The 16,159-nt window shown below is 63.3% G+C and carries 16 protein-coding genes; 11 read left to right on the forward strand and 5 right to left on the reverse strand.

Going from position 1 to position 16,159, the window contains the following annotated elements; all coding sequences use genetic code 11:
• Positions 1-58: 58 nt before the first annotated feature.
• From IE126_RS17690 to ugpC, 4 genes are all read left to right on the forward strand, one after another.
• Entirely contained in the window at positions 59-1,357 is a 1,299-nt protein-coding gene (locus tag IE126_RS17690; RefSeq protein WP_189381750.1) for an extracellular solute-binding protein, read from the forward strand.
• A 75-nt stretch (positions 1,358-1,432) separates the two neighbouring features.
• Entirely contained in the window at positions 1,433-2,383 is a 951-nt protein-coding gene (locus IE126_RS17695; RefSeq protein ID WP_189381751.1) for an ABC transporter permease subunit, read from the forward strand.
• Positions 2,384-2,387: 4 nt separating this feature from the next.
• Positions 2,388-3,230, forward strand: a complete 843-nt coding sequence (locus tag IE126_RS17700; protein ID WP_108129671.1) for an ABC transporter permease subunit — start codon at positions 2,388-2,390, stop codon at positions 3,228-3,230.
• The gene (gene ugpC, locus IE126_RS17705) at positions 3,230-4,348 is read left to right on the forward strand and encodes a sn-glycerol-3-phosphate ABC transporter ATP-binding protein UgpC (protein ID WP_189381752.1); all 1,119 of its coding nucleotides are present in this window, start codon (positions 3,230-3,232) and stop codon (positions 4,346-4,348) included. Before IE126_RS17700 ends, ugpC begins: the two co-directional genes overlap by 1 nt.
• A gap of 118 nt (positions 4,349-4,466) precedes the next feature.
• On the opposite strand, the gene IE126_RS17710 is transcribed toward ugpC, so the two are convergent.
• A complete protein-coding gene (locus tag IE126_RS17710; RefSeq protein ID WP_054301904.1) occupies positions 4,467-5,153 on the reverse strand; it encodes a GNAT family N-acetyltransferase in 687 nt (228 codons plus the stop codon).
• Entirely contained in the window at positions 5,150-6,283 is a 1,134-nt protein-coding gene (gene menC / locus IE126_RS17715) for an o-succinylbenzoate synthase (RefSeq protein WP_054301905.1), read from the reverse strand. Before menC ends, IE126_RS17710 begins: the two co-directional genes overlap by 4 nt.
• Before the next feature lie 244 nt (positions 6,284-6,527).
• Here menC and IE126_RS17720 point away from each other — a divergent pair, with 244 nt between their 5' ends.
• The 7 genes from IE126_RS17720 (at position 6,528) to IE126_RS17750 (ending at position 14,321) form a co-directional block, all read left to right on the forward strand.
• Positions 6,528-7,424, forward strand: coding sequence for a MurR/RpiR family transcriptional regulator (locus IE126_RS17720; RefSeq protein ID WP_189381753.1), 897 nt, complete (start codon positions 6,528-6,530; stop codon positions 7,422-7,424).
• Positions 7,425-7,486: 62 nt separating this feature from the next.
• Positions 7,487-9,049: an ABC transporter substrate-binding protein gene (locus tag IE126_RS17725; RefSeq protein ID WP_189381754.1), complete on the forward strand. Its 1,563-nt coding sequence runs from the start codon at positions 7,487-7,489 to the stop codon at positions 9,047-9,049.
• 7 nt (positions 9,050-9,056) lie between these two features.
• Positions 9,057-9,983 (forward strand): ABC transporter permease, encoded by a 927-nt coding sequence (locus IE126_RS17730; protein ID WP_054301908.1) that lies wholly within the window; start codon positions 9,057-9,059, stop codon positions 9,981-9,983.
• Positions 9,980-10,861: an ABC transporter permease gene (locus IE126_RS17735; protein WP_189381755.1), complete on the forward strand. Its 882-nt coding sequence runs from the start codon at positions 9,980-9,982 to the stop codon at positions 10,859-10,861. Before IE126_RS17730 ends, IE126_RS17735 begins: the two co-directional genes overlap by 4 nt.
• A complete protein-coding gene (locus IE126_RS17740) occupies positions 10,861-11,841 on the forward strand; it encodes an ABC transporter ATP-binding protein (RefSeq protein WP_189381756.1) in 981 nt (326 codons plus the stop codon). The genes IE126_RS17735 and IE126_RS17740 overlap by 1 nt, the downstream gene beginning before the upstream one ends.
• On the forward strand, positions 11,834-12,787 hold the full coding sequence (locus IE126_RS17745; RefSeq protein ID WP_189381757.1) for an ABC transporter ATP-binding protein: 954 nt from the start codon (positions 11,834-11,836) through the stop codon (positions 12,785-12,787). Before IE126_RS17740 ends, IE126_RS17745 begins: the two co-directional genes overlap by 8 nt.
• Before the next feature lie 4 nt (positions 12,788-12,791).
• Positions 12,792-14,321 (forward strand): M81 family metallopeptidase, encoded by a 1,530-nt coding sequence (locus IE126_RS17750; protein ID WP_189381758.1) that lies wholly within the window; start codon positions 12,792-12,794, stop codon positions 14,319-14,321.
• On the opposite strand, the gene IE126_RS17755 is transcribed toward IE126_RS17750, so the two are convergent.
• The 3 genes from IE126_RS17755 to IE126_RS17765 all read right to left on the reverse strand — a co-directional run bounded on the left by IE126_RS17755 (position 14,314) and on the right by IE126_RS17765 (position 16,135).
• Positions 14,314-14,511, reverse strand: coding sequence for a hypothetical protein (locus tag IE126_RS17755; RefSeq protein WP_189381759.1), 198 nt, complete (start codon positions 14,509-14,511; stop codon positions 14,314-14,316). The two genes, IE126_RS17750 and IE126_RS17755, sit on opposite strands and share 8 nt — an antisense overlap.
• Before the next feature lie 27 nt (positions 14,512-14,538).
• Positions 14,539-15,081 (reverse strand): LysR substrate-binding domain-containing protein, encoded by a 543-nt coding sequence (locus IE126_RS17760; RefSeq protein ID WP_268245823.1) that lies wholly within the window; start codon positions 15,079-15,081, stop codon positions 14,539-14,541.
• Positions 15,082-15,637: 556 nt separating this feature from the next.
• Positions 15,638-16,135 (reverse strand): phage tail assembly chaperone, encoded by a 498-nt coding sequence (locus tag IE126_RS17765; RefSeq protein WP_211317733.1) that lies wholly within the window; start codon positions 16,133-16,135, stop codon positions 15,638-15,640.
• Positions 16,136-16,159: the final 24 nt, after the last annotated feature.

Consider the following 16,159-nt stretch of genomic DNA (forward strand, 5'->3'; position numbering starts at 1 on the left):
CATCCCATTACACAAAGGCCTTAGGACGCGGTGAAACCGACAAGACAGGGGACACCCGATGAAAACGACTTTTGCGATGGCGGCGGCGCTGGGCCTTGCCGCACAGGCGGCACTGGCTGATGCGACTCCGATCACCTGGTGGCACGGCATGGGCGGCGCAAACGAGCAGGTGATCAACCAGATCGCCGAGAAATTCAACGCGGCCCAGCAAAGCTGCGCGATCACCCCGGTTTCCAAGGGCACCTATGAAGAGGCGCTGGCCTCGGGTATCGCGGCCTTCCGCTCGGGCGAGCAGCCGAACGTCATCCAGATCTTCGACGCGGGCGCCGCGACGATCATCAATGCCAAGGGTGCGACCATTGCGGCCGAGGACATCCTGACCCAGAACGGCCACAGCTTCGACCGCGATGCCTTCATTCCGGGCGTGCGCTGGTTCTATGCCGATGCCTCCGGCAAGTTCATCGGCATGCCGTTCAATTCCTCCGCGCCGATCATGTATGTGAACGACGAGGCGCTGGCCAAGGCCGGTGTGACCGCGCCGAAGACCTGGGCCGAGTTCGAGGAAGTGGCGCCGAAGCTGAAAGAGGCGGGCTATATCCCGCTGACCGCCAGCCAGCTGACCTGGATGTTCTTCGAGAACTTCTTCTCGCGCAACAATGTCCAGATGGCGACCAATGCCAATGGCTACGACAGCTTTGACGGCACCGAACTGCGCGCCACCGCGCCGGAAATGATCGCCTTCTGGACCCGCGTGAAAGACTGGCACAACAAGGGCTGGCTGGGCTTCTACGGCGCGGGCTGGTCGGACAACCAGAAGCCGTTCGAGCAAGGCAAGGTCGCGTTCTGGATCGGCTCTTCCGGGTCGTTCGGCGGGCTGTCGAAGACCGCCACCATGCCGTTCTCGGCCGATTTCATGCCCTATGACGAAACCGTCGCCGATGGCAACAAATCCTCTTTCATCGGGGGCGCCGCCCTGTTCGCCTTCTCGGGCAAGCCGGAGGCTGAGAACAAGTGTACCGCTGATTTCTTCAGCTTCCTGACCTCGACCGAGATTCAGGCCTTCTACCATCAGGCCACCGGCTATGTCGCCATCACCACCGCCGCCTACGAAAAATCGAAGGCCGACGGCTGGTATGACCAGCATCCGCAGGCCGAAGTGGGCATCAAGCAGCTCATGCTGCCGCAAGGTGAATGGTCGAAAGGCTATCGTCTTGGCTTCTATCCGCAGATCCGCGTGATCGAGGAACGCGAGTTCAACAAGCTGTTCTCGGGCGAAACCACTGTCGAGGACGCGTTCAAGGCCATCGAGACTGAAGGCAACGAGTTGCTGGCCCGTTTCGCCAAGACCTCGGGCTAAGGCCCGCCGTGCTTTCTTGCCGGGCCCAAGTCGATGGGCCCGGCTTTCCGCATTGATGACCCTGCGAAAGCGCCGATGACCGATGTGACCCAACCGACCGGCACCGCCCGCCCGCGACGCAAACCCCGGCGCCCGGCCGAGCTGGCAAAACGTGTGCAGTTCGACCGGCCGCTGCTGCCCTGGCTGTTCCTTCTGCCGCAACTGGCGGTGATCTTCGTGTTTTTCTATTGGCCTTCGGCGCAGGCCATCACCTCGTCCTTCTATCTGGAAGACCCGTTCGGCTTTGGCGCAAGCTTTGTCGGGCTGGACAATTACCGCGACGCGCTGGGGTCCGCCGAATATCGCCGCATTGCTGGCTTCACCACACTGTTCACCGCCCTTATCACCGCCCTGTCGCTGGGGCTGGGCCTGTTGTTCGCCGTCAAGGCCGACAAGGTGATCCGGGGCCGGTCCACCTACCGCACGGCGCTGATTTCCGTCTATGCGGTGGCGCCGCCTGTTGCCGGGCTGATGGGGATGATGCTGTTCGACCAGCATATCGGCCCCTTCGTGACGCTGGCCGCACAGTTCGGCTGGAACATGCAGGTCGGCATCAATTATTGGGATACCGCCTTCGCCATGATCCTCGTCTCGGTCTGGAAGCAGGTGCCCTACAACTTCATCTTCTTCCTGTCGGGGCTTCAGGGCATCCCGGCCTCGGTTCGCGAGGCGGCGGTGATCGACTGCAAGAACGGCTTCACCCGGTTCCGGACCGCCATCCTGCCGCTGCTGGCGCCGACCGCCTTCTTCCTGCTGATCATCAACATCACCTATGCGCTGTTCGACACCTTCGCCGTGATCGACGTGATGGTGAAGGACAAACCCGCCAACAACCCGATCACCCTTGTCTACAAAGTCTATAACGACGGGTTCCGCGGCAATGACATCGGCGGATCGGCGGCGCAATCGGTGATCCTGATGGTGGTCGTGCTGGGGCTGACACTGGTGCAGTTCCGCTGGCTGGAACGCCGCGTGCATTACGGATGACCCCATGAACCGCGTTCGCCCCTTCGACCATTTCGTCCTGATCCTCGGCACGCTGTTCATGGTGTTGCCGGTTGCCGTGGCCGTGATGACCTCGACCCATACGGCGGTCGAGATCCACAGCCACGGCCTGTTCCTGACCCCCGGCGGCCACGGGGCCGAGACCTATGCGACCGTGCTGACCCGGCAGGGCGGCTTTACCGGGCAGGTGACCGGAACACGCATGATGATGAACTCGCTGATCCTTGGCATCGGCTTTGCGGTCGGCAAGATCGTGCTGTCGATGGCGGCGGCCTATGCGCTGGTCTATTTCCGGTTCCGCTTCGCCAGCTTCCTGTTCTGGATCATCTTCACCACGCTGCTGCTGCCGCTGGAGGTGCGGATCATGCCCTCCTATCAGGTGATGTCCGATCTGGGCCTGCTGAACAGCTATACCGGGCTGATCGTGCCGCTTCTGGCCTCTGCCACCGGCACCTTCTATTTCCGGCAGTTCTTCAAATCCGTGCCCGATGAATTGCTGGAGGCGGCGCGGATCGACGGCGCCGGGCCCTTCAAGTTCCTGATCGACGTGCTGATCCCGCTGTCGCGCACGATGATGGCGGCCATTTTCATCATCATGTTCGTCTACGGCTGGAACCAGTACCTCTGGCCGATGCTGATGACCACGGAAGAGCGGTTCTTCACACTGATGCGCGGCATCAAGCAGATCCTGCAAGTCTGGGTCGGAAGCCAGATCCCTGATTACAACGAAGCCTTCGCCCTTGCCATTCTGGCCCTCGCCCCACCCGTTCTGGTGGTGGTGGTGTTCCAGCGCTGGTTCATCAAGGGCCTGACGGAAAGTGACAAGTGATGGCCTCCATCGACATCAGCAACGTGTCCAAGACCTATCCCGGCGCTTCGGCGCCTTCGGTGTCCGACATCAACCTGTCGATCCGCGATGGCGAGTTCATCGTGCTGGTCGGGCCGTCCGGCTGCGGGAAATCGACGCTCCTGCGCATGGTGGCCGGGCTGGAGGATATTACCGGAGGCGAGGTGCGCATCGGTGACCGGCTGGTGAACGGGGTGGACCCGGCCGACCGTGACATCGCCATGGTGTTCCAGAACTACGCGCTTTACCCGCATATGACGGTGCGCGAGAACATGGCCTACGGATTGAAGAACCGCCGCACGCCCCCGGCCGAAATCGCGACCCGCGTGGCCGAAGCCGCCCGCATGCTGGAGCTTGGCCCCTATCTGGACCGCAAGCCGCGCGCGCTGTCGGGCGGGCAGCGGCAGCGCGTGGCGATGGGCCGCGCCGTGGTGCGCCAACCCGCCGCTTTCCTGTTCGACGAGCCGCTGTCGAACCTCGATGCCAAGCTGCGCGTCTCGATGCGCGGCGAAATCCGGCGGTTGCAAAAGCGTCTGGGGACCACCTCGCTTTATGTGACCCATGACCAGCTTGAGGCGATGACGCTGGCCGACCGGCTGGTCGTGCTGAATGCGGGCCGGATCGAACAGGTCGGTGCCCCGCTGGACATCTATCACACCCCTGCGTCGACCTTCGTGGCGAGCTTCATCGGTTCGCCCGCGATGAACCTGATCGACGCCGAGATACGAGGCACGCGGCTTCATATCGGCGGGGCAGATCTGCCCCTGGGCGTGAATACTGCCGCGCAAGGGCAGGTGACCGCCGGTGTACGGGCCGAAGACCTGTATCTTGCCGCCGACGGCCTGCCCTTCCGCATCGATTTCATCGAGGAACTGGGCGCGCAGCGTCTGGTGCATGGCCATGTCGAGGGCCAGCCGCTGACGCTTGCCGTGGCCCCCGATGTGGCACTGTCCGACGCGGTTCATCTTGCGATCCGCCCTGGTGCGCTGCACCTCTTCGACACGGCGTCGGGCAAGCGCCTGCCCGCCTCCGGCACGGGCGCGCGACCGGCGCGTGCCACGGAAGAGATGGCGGGTGCAACCGCCCGTCCGCTGCTGTAACCCCCGCGCGCACCCAGGCTATCTGCACCGGGCGGCGACATCAGGAAACGCGTCAGGCAGTGCAGGCTGACTATGGTGCCATCCTGAAGGGAAAGCACGTGGGCGACTGCCGATCCGGTCAGGCGACTTCGGGCAGGAGCCGGCCGAAGATATAGGTACTGCACCCCGGATCGAAGCCGATGATTTGCAGGCCCGCCTCAAAGCGGCTTTGCATGGCCAGGCGACCTTCGGTGCGGGCAGCGCGGGCGGCAGCTTCGTCGCTGCGCAGCAGCCTGTGAAAATCCGGCACCACGGCAACCCTGTCCTCGGCCCGCACTTCGGGGCGCCCTGTCACGAACAGTTCGGCGACCACGCGGTCACTTTCGACGCCGCCCTGATAGCTGCCACCCGATCCGTAGTAATTGACCAGATAACCCGTGCCGAAGGCCCCGAGGTTATTGATGTTGAGATTGGCATTGCGCGTCATCAGCGGGTCATAGGTCCAGCGGATGCGGCGAATGCCGCGCGACTGGCACCAGTCTTTCTGGTAGGCCTTCAGCGCCACGCCCAGCCCCTGCCCGCGATATTCGGGCAGCACGGCAAGCCGGTGGCTGTGCTGCACGGCGGGATCGGACGTCGGAAACCCGAAGACATACCCGGCCAGCCGCTCCCCGTCGAAGGCGCCGGCGACAATGCCCCCCTCGGATTGGACCACCATCAGCAGGTCCGGCGGGTCCGCCAGATCATCCATCCCCCAGACAGAATGTTGCAGGTCATAAGCGGCCTGAAACTCGGCCAGACCGTGCAGGTCGCGATAGGTGATCATGCCGGGAACGCCTGAACCGAAGTCGAGATGCTGTCCAGGAAATCCCAGTCCATCGTGACGCCGATCCCTGCCCCATTCTGCGGAATCGGCATCAGGCCGTTTTCCGTTTCAAGCTTTTCGACCACAATGTCGCGCTCGAAATAGCGCGACGATGACGAGGTGTCGCCCGGTCGCGAAAATTGTTCCAGCGTGCAAAGGTGGATGTTATGGGCCCGGCCGATCCCGGCCTCAAGCATGCCGCCGCACCAGACCGGCACGTCATGGGACAGGCACAGGTCATGCACCTGTTTGGCAACGGTATGGCCCCCCAGTCGCCCGACCTTGATATTGATCACCCGGCCCGCGTCGGAGACCAGTGCCTTGCGGCAGTCGGGCAGCGTACGGATGCATTCGTCCAGACAGATCGGGGTTCGCAGCGCCGCCTGCAGCCGCACATGATCATGCAGGTCATTCCAGGCCAGCGGCTGTTCGATATAGTCCAGCGCATAATCATCCATGCGACGCAGCACCGGCATATCGGCCAGCGTGTAGCAGCAATTCGCGTCGATGGTCAGGTGAGTATCGGGAAAGTCCGCACGCACCGCATCCAGCAGCTTCAGATCATGCCCCGGCATCACCTTCAGTTTGATGCGGCGATAGCCTTGCTGCACATGAATCTCGACGTCCCGCAACGTGCGCGGAATATCCTTGATGCCCAGTGAAACACCCACCTCGATCTCGGTCCGGGTGCCGCCCAGAGCCTGCCACAGGGGCAGCCCCTGCACCTTGGCCCACAGATCCCAGAACGCCATCTCGACCGTCGCCTTGGCCATCTGGTGATCCCGCCAGGGCCGGAACAGACGTTCGATTTCCTGCGGATTGGCAAAGCTCTTGCCCACGACCTGCGGCAGGAACACGTCGCGCAGCATCATCATGGAAGAGGCGAGCGTTTCGGGCAGGTAATCGGGCAGCACATCGGCGACGCCCTCGGCATAGCCCTCGTGTCCGCCGCCGCGCAGCACCAGAATCGGCATGACCTTCCGGACCATGGTGCCCGTGGCAATGGTGAAGGGTTGCAACAGCGGCAATTCAATCAGCCGCAACTCGGCCGAGTCGATCACCAGAGGTTCGCGGAGAGGCGAAAGCGGCATGGGTCTTCCTTTACGAAACGGGGTTTCCCGCGACGGGTTTGGCCGGGTTCAGGCACTCGGGATGCACGGTACTCCGGGCGCGCCGACCGGCTCAGAGAAATCCATTTTTAGTTTACGGTCAAGATTGACCGACTGTTAGTTTGCTGTCATGGTCGATTCCAAGCGGACTGAAGCACTGAGCAACCGCAGGCGCGGCCCTTTCGGCAAAGGGACGCTCCGGCCCTTGAACGCCTTGGGGAAGCCGATGGAACAAGCCGAAGGAACAGGCCTGCACGCCCGGCTTGAGGCGATTCTTGGCACCGGCACCCCGGTTGAACGCGCAATCGCGGCCTATCTGCTGAACCATATCGCCGACCTGCCATTTGAAACCGCAGCCAGCCTCGCCGCCCGGATCAGGGTTTCGGAAGTGTCGATCGGGCGCCTTGCACGGGCTCTGGACTATCGCAACCTGAAAGAGATGAAAGAGGCGCTGAAGGCTGAGGCTGATCTGAAGGCGATTGCCGCCGTCAGCGACAGCCCCTGGCTGAAGGGGGTGGCACTGGCCGAACGCTTTGCCCGCAGCGAGGGTAGCAAGGCCGATGGCGGCACCGCGGCGCTGGAGCGCGAAATCCATGCCGTCATGCGCAACCATGAAACGGCGGCGGGGCCAGAGTTCGCGCGGTGCGCCCGGCGTCTTGCCACGGTCGGCCATGTGCAGATCGCAGGCTTCCAGACCGAACGCGGTCTTGCGCAATACATGGCCCATAACCTGAGCTATCTGCGCCCGCGTGTCACGTCGCTGGCCCTGGACAGCGGCCATTTTGCCGAGGTGTTTCTGGATGATCCGGCAAACACCGCGCTGGTCATCATCGAGACGCGGCGCTACTCGCGCCTTGCCTATGATCTTGCCAAGGCAGCCAGGGCACAGGGCATTCCGGTGACTCTGATCACCGACCCCTATTGTGGCTGGGCGACCGAGTTCGCCGACGAGGTGCTGCGGGTCGAGACTGATTTCAACCATTACTGGGATGCCACCGGCCAGATTGCAGGTCTGATCAACCTGCTCGTCGACCGGATCTTCGGAGAGCTGGGCCCCGGTATCGAAGCGCGCCTGAACGCGATCAGCCGCCACTATCAGCAATTCGTGGGTCACCAGAGGTGACGCTTTAACAAAGCCGGCCGGCCTGAACCGGAACCGGCGTCTCAACAGGAAGGAAAGTCCGTATGAAATCCCTTGGAAAGTTGTTGCTTGGAACGGCCCTTGCCGGTGGGCTGATGGTGCCCGCACAGGCACAGGACGTTGTTGCCGTCCTCTCGCAGAACGAGACGGGTGCCACCTCGTACAATCCGGTATCGGCGACGCTGCTGTCGGTTGGTGCCTGGCTGATGTATGACCGTCTCGTCGCTAAGGACGAGAACCTGCAATATGTGCCGAACCTCGCCGAAAGCTGGGAAGAAGCGCCGGATGGCATGACCTGGACCTTCAAGCTGAAGCCCGGTGTCACCTTCCACAACGGCACCCCGTTCACCGCACAGACCGTTGTCGACTGGCTTCCGCTGTATAAAGGGTCCGAGAACGAATATCTGTTCGACGCCATCGACCACGCCGAGGTGGTTTCGGATACCGAAGTCAAATTCGTGATGAAGCGGCCCGAGCCGAACCTGCTTTACAACCTGTCGACGGTCTATGCCTCGATCCCCGATCCGGCCGCCTTCACCGAGCTGGGCGAGGAATTCGGTGTGGCCGAGGTGGTCGGCACCGGGCCGTTCAAGCTGGACAGCTTCGAGATCGGCAATCAGACCGTTCTGCTGCGCAATGACGATTACGCATGGGGACCGGGTGATGCGACCGGCCATCCGGCCAAGATCGAAACGCTGACCCTGCGGGAAATCGCCGAAGCCTCGACCGCGTTCCTTGAACTGAAGACCGGCGGCGTCGACATGCTGATGAACGTGCCCACCGATTTCGTGGGCGAGGTCGAAGGCAGCGGCAATCTGAAATTGCTGGAACTGCCGGGCACCGATCTTGTCTACATGCCGATCAACGTGACCAAGCCGCCCTTCGATGACATCAAGGTGCGCGAGGCGGTGGCCTTTGCCATCAACCGGCAGGAAATCGTCGAGGCGGTGTTTGGCGGGCGGGGCAAGGCGGCCGATGGCTTCCTGATTTCGGCGCTGCCGGAATCGCAGATCGCGCCGGAATACCGCATGACCTATGACCCCGAGCGCGCCAACAAGGCACTGGATGACGCGGGCTGGGTGAAAGGGGCTGACGGCATCCGCGAAAAAGGCGGCGAGAAGCTGAAAGTGACGCTGTGGACCCAGTCGGACAGCATCTTCCGCCGCCTGTCGGAAGTGGTGCAGGCGCAGCTGAAGGCGGTGGGGCTTGAGGCCGAAATCCTGACCTTCGACAATGCGGCGATCCGCGACCAGTACAAGACCGGCGAACAGCAGCTGGCAGTGCGCACCTATCTTTGGGACAATGCCGACATCCTGGAGTGGTTCTTCAGCGGCGAGCGGCTTTATTATCCCAACATCTCGATGCTGAATGATCCCAAGGCAGAAGAGCTGAAGGCGGCGGCGATGACCGGGGCCAAGAACTCGGCCGAACGCGAGGCGAACTTCAGGGCTTATCACGAGTATATCAACTCGCTGTATCCCTATGCCCCGATCTACGAGCCGGTGCAGCTGATGGGCTACAACACCGACCGTGTGACCCTGCCGGAACCGCTTCATGCCGCGCGCTTCAACACGCTGGGCTTCCTCCAGCTTGAAGTGAAAGAATAAGCGCAAGATGCTGGGCTTCGCCATCCGACGCATCCTGATGCTGGTTCCGGTGTTCCTTGCGGTGTCGGTGATCATCTTCCTGATGATCCACATGCTGCCGGGTGACCCCATCGACAATCTGCTCAGGATCGGGGCGGGGCCCGATCAGCGGGCGGCCCTGACCGAGAAATACGGCCTCGACCGCCCGCTTTACGAGCAATACCTCTACTGGATCGGCAATGTGGTTCAGGGGGATTTCGGCAATGCCATCGTGCAACGCCGCCCCGTGGCCAGCCTGATCGGCCAGGCCCTGCCCTATTCGCTGACACTGGGCGGGCTGGCGTTGCTGGTCTCCACCGTGCTGGGCATCACGGTGGGCATCATCGCGGCCAGCTTCAAGGGAAGCTGGCTGGATCAGGGGCTGATGGGCGGAGTGCTTTTTGGGTCCATGCTGCCGAATTTCTGGATCGGGCTGCTGCTGATCCTTGTCTTTTCAGTATCGCTGGGCTGGACCCCGGTGTCCGGTGCCCGTGGCTGGGAAAGCCTGATCCTGCCCGTGGTCACCATCGGTCTGGGCGGCACCGCACTGGTGGCGCGGGTGACGCGGGTGGCGATGATCGACGCGCAGGGGCGCGACTTCGTGATGCTGCTGCATGCCAAGGGCGTGCATCCCGTGGTCATCCAGTTGCGGCACGTCCTGCGCCACGCCCTGATCCCGGTCGTCACCATTCTGGCGCTGCGGATCGGCTGGATTCTGGGCGGGGCCGTTACGGTAGAGGTGGTGTTTGCGCGGCCCGGCCTTGGCTCGCTTCTGATCAAATCCCTGAACCAGCATGATTATCCGGTCGTTCAGGCCTCGCTGCTGATCCTCGCCATGGCGGTTCTGCTGGGCACCCTGCTGGGAGACCTGTTGCAGGCCGCCATGGACCCGCGCATCCGGGACAATCTGAAATGACCGTGACCGCTCCTGTTCCGGGCCTGCTGCCCGCGCTGCGCCGCTCGGCCCCTGTCCAGGCTTTTGCAAGCTGGAAAGGCGGTGTGGCCGGTACCTTCCTGATCCTTGTCGTGCTGGGCGCCCTTTTCGCACCCTGGCTGACGCCTTACGGCTTTGACGTGCAAAACCTGCCGGGAGCCTTTCAGGCCCCCAACCTTAGCCACCCCATGGGCACCGATGAATTCGGACGCGACGTGCTGACCCGCATTCTTTACGGCGCGCGGACCTCGCTGTCGGTCTCGGCGGTGGCTATCGCGATTTCGTTGTTCTGCGGCATGGTTCTGGGCGCCAGCGCCGGATACTTCGGTGGGCGTTTCGACCGCGCGGTGATGGTCGTCGTCGATCTGACCTGGGCGTTTCCCGAAATCCTTGTCGCGCTGATGCTGGTGGCGATCATCGGCCCCGGCACGACCGGAACGCTGGTGGCGATCTGCGTCGCCTATCTGGCGCAGTTTACCCGCCTGACCCGCGCGCAGGTCATGGCGCTGAAATCGGAAACCTTTGTCGAGGCGGCCCGCGGCATGGGGGCATCGAATGCCGCGATCCTGTTCCACCATCTGCTGCCGAACTGTCTGGGGCCGGTTCTGGTGGCCGGGATGCTGGCGACCGGCGATGCGATCATTCTGGAGGCGACGCTGGGCTTTTTCGGCCTCGGCGCGCAGCCCCCGACCCCGTCCTGGGGCGGCATGATGTCCTCGGGGTCCGGGCTTTTGTTCAAGGGGCCGTGGATCATCATGTTCCCGGGCCTCTGCATCGCGTTGACGGTGGTGGCAATCAACATGTTCGGCGACGCGCTGCTGCACAAGCTGGACGTCCGCGAACGGGTGAGGACCGCCTGATGCTGATGGAAGTCAAGGATCTCTCGCTGTCCATCGGCAAGGTCGCCTTGCTGGATCGGGTCAGTTTCTCGGTTGATCGCGGGCAGGTGCTGGGTCTGGTCGGTGAAAGCGGCTCGGGCAAATCGCTGACCGCGCTGGCGCTGACCGGCCTTGTGCGCCGCATCGGCGGCAGGATCACCGGCGGCAGCATCGTCTTTGACGGGCAGGAGCTTTCGGATCTGCCCGAACCGGCCTACCGCAAGCTGCGTGGCAAACGGATCGCCTTCATCACCCAGAACCCGATGTCGGCGCTGGATGCGCTGAAAACCATCGGCGATCAGGTCGATCAGGTCTCGCGGCTGCATCTGGGCCTGTCGCGCAAGGCGGCGCGGGCGCATACCGTCGATATCCTGACGCGGCTGCGCATCCCCGAGGCGGCAACCGTGGCCCGCGCCTATCCGCATCAGCTTTCCGGCGGGATGAAGCAGCGGGTGGTCATCGCCATGGCATTGGCCGCCGATGCCGATCTCATCATCGCGGATGAGCCGACCACCGCACTGGATGTGACGGTGCAGGCCCAGATCGTGATGATCCTTTCCGAGCTGGTGAAGAAGCGCAACATCGGCCTCATCCTGATCACGCATGACATGGGTGTGGTGGCGCAGATCTGCGACAAGGTCTGTGTGCTGTATGCGGGCCGCGTGGCGGAAAGCGGGCCGGTCTGGCAGTTGTTCGACACGCCGCGCCACCCCTATTCGGCGGCGCTGATTGGCTGCATCCCGCGCGAAGGCATGGCGCCCGGTGCGCTGAAGGGCATTCCGGGCACCGTGCCCTCGGCGCTGAATTACGGCGCCGAATGCTGCCGCTTTGCCAGCCGCTGCACCCGCGCGGATGCGCTCTGCCACACCACCCGGCCCCTGCCGCATTCGCAGGGCGCCGCCCTGGTCGCCTGTCATCATCCGCAAGGCACTGCCGCACAGCCCGAGGCCCTCGATGTCTGAACCGATCCTTGCCCTGTCGGGACTGACCCGGCGCTTCTCGACCGGCGGCGGCTTTCTGCGCCCTGCCCGCAGCATGACAGCCGTGCGCGGTGTCGATCTGCAAGTGGCGCGCGGTGACATCGTGGGGGTGGTCGGCGAAAGCGGCTGCGGCAAATCCACCCTTGCCCGTCTTGCCATGCGGCTGCTTGAGCCAAGCGATGGCACGATCCGTTTCGAGGGGCAGGATGTGACCCATCTTGGCGGGCGGGCCCTGAAATCCCTGCGCAAGAAGCTGCAAATGGTGTTTCAGGACCCCTATTCCTCGCTGGATCCGCGATACACCGTGCGCGACTGCATCGAGGAGCCGTTCCGCGCACTGGGAGAGCTGGTTCCCCCCGGCCGGATCGAAGACCTGCTGGATCAGGTGGGCCTGCCGCGCAGCTTTGCCGAAAGCTATCCGCACCAGATGTCCGGCGGCCAGCGCCAGCGTGTCGGGATCGCCCGCGCACTGGCCTATGCACCCGATTTTGTGGTGCTGGATGAACCGACCGCCTCGCTGGATGTCTCGATCCAGGCGCAGATCATCGCGCTCTTGCAGGATCTGCACCGGCAGCGCGACCTGACCTATCTGTTCATCAGCCATGACCTTGGGCTGGTGCGCTACTTCTGCTCGCGCATCGTGGTGATGTATCTGGGGTCCGTGGTCGAGGTGATGGAAGATCCCCATGCCGCGCCGCGCCATCCCTATACACGGGCACTGATGGAATCCTCCTTCGTGCCCGACCCAGAAGCCCGCGCCACCATCGTGCCACTGGAGGGCGAGATCCCCTCGCCCTTCGCTCTGCCGCTGGGTTGCCCCTTCGCCCCACGCTGCCCCCGCGTGCAGGACCGCTGCCGCAGCGAACTGCCGCAACCCACGGCCACCACCATCGGCCGTGTGAGCTGTTTCAACCCAATCGAGGCCTGATGTCATGTCTTTCCATATCCTGACTGCCGAGCTGATCCAGGAATGCAGCACCTTCAATACGGGCCGCACCGGGCTTGACGAATACCGGGTGGAGATTCTGGCCACCGGAACCGAGGCCATCGCACAGCGGCGGGAAGGCCGGGCCGAACTGAAGGGGTTTCTTGATGTCGCCGAGGCCGAGGGCTGGCAGGTGACGCATGCACTTTCGGCAACCGCGACCCCCGGCCCGATTGTCACCGCCGAGGCCTTCGAGCATCTGGCGGGCATCATCACCGATGCGGCCCGCGCGCAGAAGGGCCGCATCCACGGGGTTCTGCTGGGCCTGCACGGCGCCATGGGCGCAGAAGGGTTTGACGATCCAGAAGGCGAGCTGATCACCCGCTTGCGAGCGATCCTCGGCCCGGATCTGCCCATCGGCATCACGCTGGACCTGCATACCAATACCACGCCGGAAATGGCCGCCGGGGCCAATGTGGCCGTTTCCTACAAGACTTACCCCCATATCGACCATGTCGAGACCGGCGCGCAGGCAGCCCGCGTCCTGAAGCGGTTGATGGAGGGCAGTGCAAAGGGCCGCACCCTGCGGCTCAAGTTGCCAATGCTGGACGAGGCGAATGGCGGTCGGTCGGATGTGATGCCTACGATGGAATTTTACGACCGCGCCCGCCGCTACGAAACCCAGCCGGGTATTCTGGCGGTTTCGGTCAATGCGGGCTTTGCCGATGCCGATATTCTGGAGGCCGGACCCTCTGTGCTCGTCAGCTATGATGAGCTGACAGCCGGTGCTGCTGCGCGGGCAGAGGAGATCGCCCGCGATCTGGCACAGTCGATCTGGGAGGCGCGCGATTCCTGCGTGAACCGCTTCCTCAGCGTGCCGGAGACCGCTGACTATATACGCGCCTTCAAGCCCACCCGCCCCGGCCCGCTGGTGATTGCCGATTTCGCGGACAATCCCGGAGCCGGCGCCTACGGCGATGCCACCAACCTTCTGGCCGGAATGCTGGATCTGGGGCTGGAGAATGCGGCCTTCGGCCCGATGATCGACCCGGAAGCCGCCGCGACCCTGCACCAGTCTCAGGAGGGTGACACGGTCACCCTCGCGGTCGGTGGCAAAAGCGACCCGCGTTTCGGTGGGGACCCGCTGGTGCTGACCGGCGAGATCCGCCACCTCTCCGCCGAAGGGCTGCTGGTTGGCGACGGGCCGGTGATCGGTGGCATCACCTTCCGGTTCGGCAAGACCGCCGTGCTGCGGGTGAACGGGGTCGATATCCTGATCGTAACCGAGCGGGGCCAAGCCTATGACCTGCAACAGTTCAAGGCTTTCGGCATCATCCCCGAGCAATGCTCGGTGCTGGGTCTGAAGTCGCAGCAACACTTCCGCGCGGCCTTCGAGCCCATCGCCGCCGAGGTCATCGTCTGTGACTGCGGCGCCATCGCCTCACCGGATTACAAGATCCGCACCTATACGAAGGTCCGCAGACCGATCTGGCCCCTCGACGAGATTTCCGGCACGCCTGAGTTCCGCGTCAGCTGAGAGCCGGACGCCTGCCTTTGCCGATGGCTGCAATCCCGGTGCAGATCGGGCCAAAATCGGCTGGAATTGCAGGCTCGACGCGCTTCGCCCAGTTGGCGTGGTCGAATGTCTTTACGGTGCGGCGCTCAAATTCGATGGCTTCACCAAATCCCTGAGGGCTCCGAACCTGCCAGTTGCTGTGGCGCAGCATGGTGCTCGGAGCCCATTGCGGACACTGTCACTCAAGACTCACCTGGCGGCTCGAAGCTTCGCGCATCCAGTCCAGCAGGGTGACCAGGGCGTCTGTCATTCGTCGCTCTTTGGGAACCGTCAGCCAATAGCTCCCGAGGGTGACGGTCGTGGCGAAGGGCCGCACCAGACGGCCTGACCGAACATGACGCTCGAACATCGGCACAGGAAGCAATGCAACTCCGAAGCCACTGGCAGCAAGGTCTCCAAGCTCGATCGAACTGTCCAGAACCGGCCCCGTCAGTGAGGGACATCTCTCACCCGCCTGCGCGAACCACGCAGGCCACTCATCGACACGATAGCTTCGCAGAAGCGTGTGACGGGACAGGTTTGCCGGGGTTTGCAAGTCCGTCCCGGGCATGCAGAACGGTGTCATGGGCGCATCCATGATATGATGCGCCTCAATCCCTGCCCATCGGCCTTCGCCGAGCCCATGACGCTGGTGACGGAGCGCCCTCGCGCCAAGCGGTGCGGGGGCGTTTTGCTGATCGGCATGGGGATTTGTAGCGCGACAAAAATACCGGGCCAGCAACTGAAGGCAGAGCTATGCTCCAATTGCATGCCTCCACACCCCATTGGCTCCGTTGCCGATGCTCAGCGCCATGTGGAAGACGACCCACATCGGCCCTTCGCCTGCATCAGGCAATACTGCGGCACGGCCCGTTAAACCGGGCATTCGCTGTGTTTGCCTAATCTTGGTGCAAGCGAGGTCAACCACTGCCAGGCGACGTCGATCTTAACCCCGGCTGCGCTTACGGCTACCTTGGAACCAGTAGGCTCGAAAGCAACGGTGTTCGCGCTGATCGTCGGTCCCACAGCGAAGGGTCGCAAAGGCACCAGTTCCGAAATGCCGAACAGGCTGTTCGAGGCAGTCGAGCGCAACCTCTGCCCCTACGGCCTGCTTCCCCTTGAAAAGCTGACGGCGCTGTCAACGGGCGAAGGGCTGATCCAGAAGGTCCGTGACCCCTATTCGTGGACGACTGGTGACAAGGAACACAACGACCCCGGCGTCTTGGACAAGCGCCTCCTGTGCGACATCAGCGAGTTCGCGGGCGTGTTGGCGCAGGGGCGGCGCGAGGGGGCGACCCTCAGCACGGTGCTGCGAGATGCCTTTGACGGGGTGATGTTGACCACACCTTCCGCCACCGCCTTCCGGCGTGCATCTGATAGCAGGGCTGGGAGGGGATATCGCGCAGTTCCTGCCGATATGTCGCCCATTGGGCCTGTTTGGCGGGCGTGAGGGGGGCATCGGCCAACTGCGTCCAGTCGCTGTCGCTCAGCAACTGATCGCGCTGCTGAAGAACATCGACATCGCTGCTGATCGCTGAGCCGAACATGAAGCCGATATGGCCGGTGGCAGGCGTCACCAGCATGAGCGCCGTCCATGACCCGCTGGGTTCGGGCGGGTTCTCAAGGATCTGGGCCGCAAACTGGAAATTGACCATGGAGGCCTCTGGCACCACCATGGCGGTGTCAGATCCGCCTTGCGACGACACGTCCTCGGCTGCGCAATCGCCATAGCGCAGCACGGCATATTCGTCGCCCGAATAGGGATCTGTCGGATCATAAACGACAAATGCGACCATGGTTCACCTCTGGAACTGGACTGC

The organism is Gemmobacter nanjingensis, assembly GCF_014652195.1.
GTDB classification, from domain to species: Bacteria; Pseudomonadota; Alphaproteobacteria; order Rhodobacterales; family Rhodobacteraceae; genus Gemmobacter; species Gemmobacter caeni.